Genomic DNA, 4,038 nt, shown 5'->3' on the forward strand with positions numbered 1-4,038 from the left:
CGCCGCGACCACGCCGAGCGCCAGCTCCAGCGCCTGCGGCGACGGCCGCACCGAGAACAGCACGCCGTCGCCCGGTTCCAGGCCGGCCCGCAGGAACCCGTCGCGGACGGCCAGCACACGCCGTCGCAGCTCGCCGTAGGACAGCGGGCTGCCGTCGCCGGCGATCAGCGCCACCTGGTCGGGGCTCCGTTCGGCCTGGGCCAGGACCTGCTGGACGAGGCTCACCGCGTCACCTTCCTCACCACGAGCGACGAATAAGTAGGAAGCAGGACCTTCCGGGCGGCCTTCCGGGAGACCACCTCGAGCGGCGCGTGCGCCAGCAGCGCCAGCGCGACGGCCCTGATCTCGGCCATCGCGAGGGGGTAGCCGATGCAGAAGTGCGGCCCTGCCCCGAACCAGAGCCGTTTCAGATCGGGCGCTTCGCCGTCGAGGGAGAACGGCCCGGCGTCGGTGCAGCAGTTGTGGGTGGCGATGACGATCCGGTCGCCGTCCCGCACCGCGACGTCCCCGACCTTCCGTGACGCGTGGACGCTCCGCAGCATCACCGGGGTCGGGGTCGTGACCCGCATCGCCTCCTCGATCGCCCGGTCGAGGAGCGCCGGTTCCGCGGCGAGCCGTCCCATCGTCCCGGTGTCGTGGAGCAGCGCGAACAGCCGCGGCACCAGGGTCGCGACGGTCTCGGTGCCGGTCAGGAAGAACGCGCCCGCCGCGCCGCGCGCCTCGGCCTCCGACAGCCCGAGCCCCTTCATCCGGCCCATGACGGTCGACTCGTCGCCGGACCGGTAGGCGCGGGCCGCGATGTCGCCGAGCGGGTCGAGCACCTGCTTGGCGCGGGCGACCTGCGCGGGCGACAGGGTCCTGGTGCGCAGCGACACCATGGAGACGATCTTCTCGCCCTGTTCGAACCAGTGCCGGGCGGTCGCCTCGTCGGGGGCGCGCAGCCCGATCACCTCGCAGATCACCGAACCGGCGAGGGTCCGCATGGTGTCGACGAGGTCGACCCGCTCGCCGCGCTCCAGCCGCGCCGACAGTTCCTTGAGCGGCTGGTCGAGCACGCGGGCGCAGAGCGCGGTGGTGGTGGCGGGCGTGAACAGCTCGGTCAGCTTGCGGCGGAGCGCCCGATGCCCCTCGCCCTCCATGTTGAGCAGCACCGAAGGGCCGAGGATCGGCGTCCACAGATCGCCGGGCGAGCCGGGGCCGTCCTTGCGGAAGGTCTCCCCGTCCAGGAGGACCTGCCGGGCGACCGCCGCGTCGTTGACGACACAGCCGACCGAAGGGATCCGCACGACGGGACCGATCCGGCGCAGCAGTCGCAGCAGCGGGTAGGCGAACGGATGCGCCGTCAGATAGAGCCTTCTCTCCCAGTTCACCGGATGTCCACGACCTCGGGGGTGTAGCGGTGGTCGGCGTACCAGGCGAGCGTGCCGCGCAGCCCGTAGGCCCGCAGCCGCCGCACCGACCCGTAAACGATCATGTCCTTGACGAGCCCGTACTCCGTGGTCAGCTTCCGCACCCGGTTGACCAGCGCCCGGTCCTCGTGGACGTCCTCGATCCGGGTCCGCGGGAACCCGCCCGCCTTCTCATACAGCTCCGTGCTGATCGCCAGGTTGCAGCCCGGCATCATCACATACGGCCCGAGATACTCCGGATCCTGGTTGCCGGGCCGGAAACGGCCGAACGTCGCCGCCACCCAGATGACGGCCGGCAGCAGCCGCTTCTCCCAGAACTTCAGGGGGAACTCGTCGGTGCGCGGCCGGAGCGGCCCGCTGACCATGGCGAGCCCGCCGGTGAACGCGGCGCGCAGCGCGGCGATCCAGCCGTCGTCGGGCAGGCAGTCGGCGTCGGTGCGGGCGAGGTGCGTCGCGCCGTTGAGGATCGCGTGCCGGAAACCGGTGTCGGCGGCCGCGCCGGTGCCCTTCTCCGGCTCGCTGATCAGCCGGACGCCGGGGAACCCGCGGACGATCACGGCCGTCCCGTCGGTGCTGCCGTTGTCGACCACCACGACGGTGAAGTCGCGGTCGGTCTGCTGGGCGAGCCGCCGCAGCGTCGCGCCGATCGACTTCTCCTCGTTGTAGGCCGGGATCACCACCCAGAGGTCCATGGCCGTCACGACCATTCGGCGAACGCGACGCCCAGGCTCACGCCCCCGGCCAGCCCGACGAACGCCACCTTGTCGCCGGGCGCGAGCCGCCCTTCGGCGACGGCCGTGGCGAGCTGCAGCGGCATCGTCGCCGACGCGACGTTCCCGTGCTCCGGCAGGGTCACCACCAGTTTCCCGGCCGGGATGCCGAGGATGGTCCGCAGGATCTCCAGATACGGCAGGGTCACCTGGTGGACCAGGACGACCGCGAAGTCGTCCCAGGTCAGGTCGTGTGCGGCGAGGGCGTCGAGCCAGAGGGCGGGGCCCTGCCCGACGAACGCGTCCTTCAGTTTGCGGCCGTCGCCGGCGAAGTAGGAGTGCTCGGGGTCGCGGGGGTGCTGGGAGCCGCCGCCGGGCAGGGTCCCGATCCGCCAGGCCGCCGAGACGGCCGCGAAGGAGAACCCGAACAGCCCGGTCGGCGCGGCTTCGAGCAGCATCGCGGCGCCCGCGTCCGACAGCGTGTACCCGGCGAACGAGTCGACGAACTGGGCGCGGTCGCGGACCTGCCAGCGGATCGCCCGCGACGGGGTCTCGCCGCCGCAGATCAGGACGCGCCGGTACTGGCCGGCCTGGATGAGGGCGTCGGCGACCTGCATCCCGTTGAGGAAGGAGTTGCAGGCGTTCTTGACGTCGAAGACCGGGCAGGTCAGCCCGAGTTTCGCGGCGACGATATGCCCGGTCGCCGGTTCGATCATGTCCTGGGAGGCCGAGGCGAACACCAGCAGATCGGGCCGGGTGCCCTGCTCGGCGAGCAGTTTGGACGCGGCCTCGACGGCCAGGTCGGACGCCTGCTGGTCGTCGCGCATCACATGCCGCGACCGGATCCCGGTCATCCGCTCGACGATCGTCGGGTGCGGACGGTACGGCCCGATTCTGGCCTCGACCTCGGCGCTGCTGACGGTCTGCTCGGGGAGGTAAGCGGCCACTCCTGCGATCCGTGCTCTCATGCGCTCCAGCCTTGTCGACTCAGGGCATCGCACACACCGGTGCAGATACCCACGACTTTCGGTACCAAGTACTCATTTCCGTCAGTCTTTCGCGGCATCATTGCACGCGTCGACGATCAAGGAGCCGCCCGAATGGACCGGAACGAGGCCCGTCTGCTGCGCCACGGCAACCCCTGGCTATACCTCATGGTGCGGCTGTCCCGGTTCGCCGGTCCGGTGCGGCGGGTGCCCAGGCTCGGCTGGCTCGTCACCGATCCGGTGCTGGCCCGGCAGATCCTCAACGACCACCGCAACTTCGCGATGGGCGGTGAGGGCGGCGTCGGCCATCTCTGGACCCAGCTGTTCGGCCCCGAGATGGCCGACCTGTTCGACGGCTCCGGGCACACCGCGGTCCGCACCGCCGCGCGCGACCTGTTCACTGAGAAGGCCGCCGCCGAACTGGTCGAACGGACCCAGGGGCCGCACTACCGGGCGCTCGGCAAACGCCTCGCCAACGGCGAGACCGTGGATCTCGCGGTGACCGTCCGGATCCTGGCGGGCCGGCTGGTCGCCGACCTCCTCGGCCTCGACCTGCGCACCGAGCACGACGACGACGCCCCCTACCTGGAGCTGTTCGGGCTGGGCGAACGGCTGGCGTCGCTGGCGCTCGGCACGGCCGCCAGCACCGAACTGACCCCCGAGAAGATCACCGAGGCGAAGGCGCTGGTGGCGGAGATCACCCGCGCCGTGCCGGACGCCTACGCGCACGCCGGCACCGACACGATCCTCGGCCGCTGCCGCGAGATCGGCCTGAGCCTCGACCTCACCCGCGGCCTCGCGACGCTGCTGGCCGTCGCGGGCACCGAGACCGGAGCCTCCGGGACGTCGCGGACGGTCGCGCTGCTCCACGACACCGGCCAGCAGGCCCTGCTGCTCGACGACCCCGGGCTGATCCCCGGCGCGGTCCGCGAG

5 protein-coding genes are annotated in these 4,038 nt (G+C 71.7%); 1 reads left to right on the forward strand and 4 read right to left on the reverse strand.

The genetic code is table 11. From position 1 onward, the window contains the following. The 4 genes from ACYVE7_RS30495 to ACYVE7_RS30510 all read right to left on the reverse strand — a co-directional run. Positions 1-225 (reverse strand): AMP-binding protein (locus ACYVE7_RS30495; protein ID WP_460369568.1); only part of this gene is annotated, 225 nt, incomplete at its 3' end. Beyond that, positions 222-1,370, reverse strand: coding sequence for a cytochrome P450 (locus tag ACYVE7_RS30500; protein WP_460369570.1), 1,149 nt, complete (start codon positions 1,368-1,370; stop codon positions 222-224). The genes ACYVE7_RS30500 and ACYVE7_RS30495, both read right to left, overlap by 4 nt. Then, a complete protein-coding gene (locus ACYVE7_RS30505) occupies positions 1,367-2,116 on the reverse strand; it encodes a glycosyltransferase family 2 protein (protein ID WP_460369572.1) in 750 nt (249 codons plus the stop codon). Before ACYVE7_RS30505 ends, ACYVE7_RS30500 begins: the two co-directional genes overlap by 4 nt. Beyond that, positions 2,107-3,087, reverse strand: coding sequence for a 3-oxoacyl-ACP synthase III family protein (locus ACYVE7_RS30510; protein WP_460369574.1), 981 nt, complete (start codon positions 3,085-3,087; stop codon positions 2,107-2,109). Before ACYVE7_RS30510 ends, ACYVE7_RS30505 begins: the two co-directional genes overlap by 10 nt. A 132-nt stretch (positions 3,088-3,219) precedes the next feature. On the opposite strand from ACYVE7_RS30510, the gene ACYVE7_RS30515 reads away from it, so the two are divergent. Next, positions 3,220-4,038 (forward strand): cytochrome P450 (locus ACYVE7_RS30515; protein WP_460369576.1); only part of this gene is annotated, 819 nt, incomplete at its 3' end.

The organism is Actinocorallia lasiicapitis (assembly GCF_054778695.1).